Here is a 4,677-nt window from a genome sequence, read left to right on the forward strand (position 1 = left end):
AGTCTAGATCGACGCCGTTAGTGCCCCGCACGAGGCACCAACACCCCCGGAAAATCAAGCCTCAACGATCCTCAACCCGCGAAATCACCCGACGGTGACACGATCCAGGTCTGACGGCCGAAGCGACGACAACCTGAGGGCGGGCACATGGCCCGCCCTTTTTGCAGGCGAGCCCGCGCCTTCTTGGTGAAGGCCCGTGTAGAAGGTCGATGCCGTTCTGCCCCCCAAGAGCGTCTCGGTGATCCTAGAGGCCCTGCCGCGCCAACTGTCGGACGATCATCTTTGTGATCTGCTCGGGGTGCTGCGGCATGATCGACGCAACCTTCCAATTGCCGACATCTTCGTCAGCCACCGGTCCGAGGATCTCGAAGTGATTGTTGAGCGTGAAATACTGCCAGGTCCCTGCCCCCATGCCCTGGAAGAAGGGAATGTCATACAGGTCATCCGGATAATATTCTGGGTCCTTGTGAACCACCTTCCATGGCCGTTTGCGATTGGGACCCTCGATGTCGCCAATCAGCACTCCGACAGGCCCAAACAGACGTCCAGATTGCAGAATTTCTGGATCGAATTCGGGCGTCATACGGCGAGCGCGGAAAAACTCAGCAATAGTCGCGCCATCCTTCGCGTTCATCAATCGCCCAAAGGCATATGTGCCGTCAGGCAGCGGTACGGCGAAGACACTACCTGCCTCGACGCCCTTGAACTTGCGCCCGAACCAATCGCGACCATCGCTTGCTATCCGTCGTCCATCTTGCATGGCGTACCCCCCTATGATCGCGCGGCCTGATCTGTTCGACCGTGTGGGCCTGCTGCACCCGCTGATCCCATGGACCCCGGACCCCGCGCCGGGCCTGAAGGGGCGGCAGGTGCTGATCACGGCGGGCAGCAACGACCCGATCTGCCCCTGGCCGCTGACCGAACGGCTGGCGGATTGGGTCGCGGCGCAGGGCGCGGATCTGACCACCGCCTATCACGACGGCGGCCACGAGGTCCGGCGCGAGGAACTGGCGGCCCTGGCAGAGCTGCTGCGTGGCCCCGCGCCTGCCGCCCTCTGACGGCCGAAGCGACGACAACCTGAGGGCGGGCACATGGCCCGCCCTTTTTGCAGGCGAGCCCGCCCATTGTTGAAGGCCCGCGCAAAAGGGGGTCGGAAGGCAGATGCCGTGCTGCCAATCGGAGTTCACCCCCAACAGTGTTTCGGTGAGGCTAGAGGCCTTGCTGCTCCATGTTCCAGACGATCATGTCCGTGATCTCGTCCGCATATTGCGGCAGCACCGATGCGACTTTCCAACTGCCGACATCCTTGTCGGCAACCGGTCCGAGGATCTCACGATCATCGTTGAGCGTGAAATACCGCCAAGTCCCAGTCCCGGTGCCGCGGAAGAACGGAATGTCATACAGGTCATCGGGATAATATTCCGGGTCCTTGTGGATCACCTTCCATGGCCGTTTGCGGTTAGGGCCTTCGATCTCGCCAATCAAAACCCCGACCGGCCCGAACAGCCGTCCCGCTTGCAAGATCGCCGGGTCGAATTCGGGTGTATCGCGACGCGCGCGGAAAAACTCGGCGATGGTTGCACCATCCTTGGCGTTCATCAATCGCCCAAAGGCATACGTCCCATCCGGCAGCGGCACAGCGAAGACGCTACCCGCCTCCACTCCTTTGAACTTGCGTCCGAACCAATCATAGCCATTGCGCGCGGTTCGTCTTCCGTCTTGCATGGGATCACCCCGTGTTCAGCTGCAGGTCCTGGTGGTCGTGGCGACCCGGTTTCGTTCACTTTCGTAGCCTTGGTTATACGCGTTTGCACGGGCATCGGTGCGGCTCCGATCAAAGGAATCCGACCGGTCGGCCTCCAGACCCGGACCATGTTTTTTGCCTTCAGCTTTATCGTACCAATGGCCCCGTTGCGAGGTGTCCCGGGTTCCTTCGCCACCATTCGCATGCTCGATGTGGTACTGCTCGGCGCCGCGGGCCTGCCCGTAAGTGTCGGTCCGGGTAATGACATATGCCTGCAGGCCACCGTGGTATCTGCCGGTATTCATGTGCTCCTGCATACGGGTATCAAAGCGCGCCGTTTCGGTCTGGCCGACATAGACGGTGCGGATCAGGTTGCCCTTGTCGTCAAACTCTCCCAGACCATAGACGGTATAGCCCTGGCCACCCGCGCCGGTATACCCCGGCTCAACCAACCCAAACGGGTCGATGCCCGACAGCGGGTCAGTCGGGTAGGCGTAGATATTGGTGCCGCCCAGAAGACCCAGCGGGTCCTGGTTCAGATAGATCCCCGCCGCCGGGTCATAGTGGCGGAAGCGGTTGTAATGCAGGCCGGTCTCGGCTTCGTGATACTGGCCCTGAAAGCGCAGGTTCTGCTCGACCCGCTCGATCAGCATCCGGTCGACGCCGCCCCAGGCCTTCAGCGCAACCTGCCAGACCAGCTCTCCGTTTTCGTTCGACAGCTCCTGCGGGGTGCCCAGATGATCCAGCCAATAGATCAGCACCCGCGCCTCCTCCTCGGCCGAATGGCGGCGGAGGAGGGCGGCGGGGCGGAAGCTGCCCGGCTCGTGGACATAGACAATGGCCAGCGGGTCGATGGCGCCGTCATGATTGCCGCGCCCTTCGGCCAGCAGGACGGGACCATCCCACAGGAACCAGATGGTGTCATCACGGACCAGCTCGGCGCTGCTGTCGATGCCGGGGGCGGTCGGGGTGTTGGCGGCCTCGATCGTCTCGCGGTGGGCTTTGCTGACGCGCCGGCCAAGCGCGTCATAGGCGAAGCGGGTCAGGCGGCGGGTGCGGCCACGGGTCTCGTGGACCTCGATCAGGCGGTTGTCGTCATTATAGACATAGCGGAACTGATGCGCCCCGCCCTGCCCGCGCCGCATGGCGATGCGGTTGCCGGCATCGTCGTAGTCGTAATGGCAATCGCCGCGCATCCGCAGCAGGCCATGTTCGACCGAGGCATCGCGCGGATTGTCCACGCCGACCAGCACCGTGCTGGCGGGATCGAAGGCGAACCGCTCCTCGTGATCGGCCGAGGCGGCGCTGCGCAGCCGGTCACGCTCGTCATAGCGGAAGGCGAATTCGCCGCGAGTGGCATCCTCGATCGAGGTGATGTTCGACACGCTGTCATAGTTGTAGCCGCGCGCGAAGACCTGCTCGCGCGTGGTGGTGCGATAAGCCGCCTGACGCCGGATCCGGCCTTGCGGGTCATAATCGGTCTGCCGCGCGATGGTGCCCGCCTGCCGGTGCAGCTCGCGCCCAAGCCGGTCGCGGCGGATGTCCAGAATCTGCCGGTCGCCGTAATGAATGGCATCCAGCGCGTTGTTGCGGTCATGGCCATAGCGGATGAAGCGGCCATCGGGCAGCACGCTGGTCAGCCACATACCGCGTTCGGAATAGCTGTGCAGCAGCTCGGCCCCGTCCTGATGTTCGGACAGCACCCGGCCGACCGGATCATGGGTATAGCGCAGGCTGCGCGCCGCGTTGTCGGCGGCGTTCATCCGGCCGAGCAGGTCATAGCCATAGCGCGCCCAACCGCCATCGCTGCTCGCGGAGGGTCTCGGGGATCGCGCTGTCGCGCCGGCAGGCGTCGATCGCGACGAGCTCCTCGACGAAGAACGGGATGCCGTCGCTGCGCTCGAAGACCGCGTCGACGTCGGTGGCCGCGGGCGCCTCGCCGATCAGCTGGTGCATCTGGCGGCGCACCTCGCCGCGGGTGAGCGGGCCGAGGTCCCACCGCTCGGCGGCGCGGTGGCGCTCGGCCTCGATGAGGAACGGGCGCGCGGGATGCCGGGGGCCGATGTCCTCGCCGCGGTAGGTGAGCACGAACAGCAGCCGGCCCGCGGTGAGCGCGCGCATCGAGAACTGCACGGCGGCGAGGCTCGCCCCGTCGATCCAGTGGAGGTCTTCGATCACGACGACGACGGGACGCTCGCGCGAGGCCGCCTCGAGCAGCAGGGCGATCGCCTCGTGCAGCTGGGCCGCGCCGGCTCCGCCGACGGCGCCGGGTCGGAGCCGCCCTCCGGTGTCAGCTCGGTGAGCGCCGCGAGGGCGGGGGCCGCCGCCTCCCGCGCGAACTCGAGCCCGAGCGCACCGACGACCGCCCGCAGCACGGATCTGATCGGCGCGTGCGGCGCGGAGACCTCTCCGAGATCGACGCACTGCCCGCGCCGACGATCGCGTCGTCGGCCGGGCGGTCGGCGAACGCGTCGACGAGGCGGCTCTTGCCCATGCCCGCCTCGCCGCGCAGGAGAGCGAACACGGGCGATCCCGACCGGGCGCGCTCCAGGGCGTCGTCGAGCCGCGCCACGTCGGCGTCGCGGCCGATGAGGGGGGCGCTCGAGACGGTCATCCCCTCATGCTGGCACGAGCATGCGACACCGGGGCGCGCACCGGGCAACACCACCCCCGTTCTCCTTTCAGGCATGCTCGGTACCATGGCCAGGTGGATCCAGTGTGGGCGGCGATCGCCGAGTTCTGGTGGATCGGCCCGACGATGATCGGCGCCGGCACCCTCGGCTGGATCGGGCTGCGCCGAGGCCGCTCGACGAAGGCCCGTCGCCTCGCCTATGACGCGTCGCGCGATGCGCTGCGCCAGGCGCGGCAGGATGCCGCGGCCGCACGCGTCGGCGTGCGGGTCGCCCGCGCCGAGCTCTCGCAGGTGCAGGCCG

6 protein-coding genes and 1 pseudogene are annotated in these 4,677 nt (G+C 66.2%); 2 read left to right on the forward strand and 5 right to left on the reverse strand.

The features are described from left to right. Positions 1 to 244: 244 nt before the first annotated feature. Complete coding sequence (locus G3N18_RS15460; RefSeq protein WP_196385143.1) at positions 245 to 760, reverse strand: Imm26 family immunity protein; 516 nt, start codon at positions 758 to 760, stop codon at positions 245 to 247. Positions 761 to 773: 13 nt separating this feature from the next. Between G3N18_RS15460 and G3N18_RS15465 the strand changes: the two genes are divergently transcribed. Further along, positions 774 to 1,058: an alpha/beta hydrolase gene (locus G3N18_RS15465; RefSeq protein WP_196385144.1), complete on the forward strand. Its 285-nt coding sequence runs from the start codon at positions 774 to 776 to the stop codon at positions 1,056 to 1,058. A gap of 151 nt (positions 1,059 to 1,209) precedes the next feature. Here G3N18_RS15465 and G3N18_RS15470 read toward each other — a convergent pair whose 3' ends face one another. From G3N18_RS15470 to G3N18_RS16375, 4 genes are read right to left on the reverse strand one after another with little or no spacing between them, the layout of a single operon-like run. Continuing rightward, complete coding sequence (locus G3N18_RS15470) at positions 1,210 to 1,725, reverse strand: Imm26 family immunity protein (protein ID WP_196385145.1); 516 nt, start codon at positions 1,723 to 1,725, stop codon at positions 1,210 to 1,212. Positions 1,726 to 1,740: 15 nt separating this feature from the next. Further along, positions 1,741 to 3,507: an RHS repeat-associated core domain-containing protein gene (locus G3N18_RS15475; RefSeq protein WP_196385146.1), complete on the reverse strand. Its 1,767-nt coding sequence runs from the start codon at positions 3,505 to 3,507 to the stop codon at positions 1,741 to 1,743. Between the two features lie 13 nt (positions 3,508 to 3,520). Further along, a complete protein-coding gene (locus G3N18_RS16370; RefSeq protein WP_338038676.1) occupies positions 3,521 to 4,123 on the reverse strand; it encodes an AAA family ATPase in 603 nt (200 codons plus the stop codon). Further along, the gene (locus G3N18_RS16375) at positions 4,035 to 4,358 is read right to left on the reverse strand and encodes an ATP-binding protein (protein WP_196385147.1); all 324 of its coding nucleotides are present in this window, start codon (positions 4,356 to 4,358) and stop codon (positions 4,035 to 4,037) included. Before G3N18_RS16375 ends, G3N18_RS16370 begins: the two co-directional genes overlap by 89 nt. 93 nt (positions 4,359 to 4,451) lie before the next feature. On the opposite strand from G3N18_RS16375, the pseudogene G3N18_RS15490 reads away from it, so the two are divergent. Beyond that, positions 4,452 to 4,677 (forward strand): annotated as a pseudogene (locus G3N18_RS15490) (hypothetical protein); the annotation flags it as partial.

Origin of the sequence: Microbacterium paulum (assembly GCF_015707995.1) — a bacterium.
Taxonomy (GTDB): domain Bacteria; phylum Actinomycetota; class Actinomycetes; order Actinomycetales; family Microbacteriaceae; genus Microbacterium; species Microbacterium paulum.

Excerpts from the sequence above, each read along its gene's own strand:
- G3N18_RS15460 (WP_196385143.1), bottom strand. The coding sequence starts at position 760 with ATGCAAGATGGACGACGGATAGCAAGCGATGGTCGCGATTGGTTCGGG.
- G3N18_RS15465 (WP_196385144.1), top strand. The coding sequence starts at position 774 with ATGATCGCGCGGCCTGATCTGTTCGACCGTGTGGGCCTGCTGCACCCG.
- G3N18_RS15470 (WP_196385145.1), bottom strand. The coding sequence starts at position 1,725 with ATGCAAGACGGAAGACGAACCGCGCGCAATGGCTATGATTGGTTCGGA.
- G3N18_RS15475 (WP_196385146.1), bottom strand. The coding sequence starts at position 3,507 with ATGAACGCCGCCGACAACGCGGCGCGCAGCCTGCGCTATACCCATGAT.
- G3N18_RS16375 (WP_196385147.1), bottom strand. The coding sequence starts at position 4,358 with ATGACCGTCTCGAGCGCCCCCCTCATCGGCCGCGACGCCGACGTGGCG.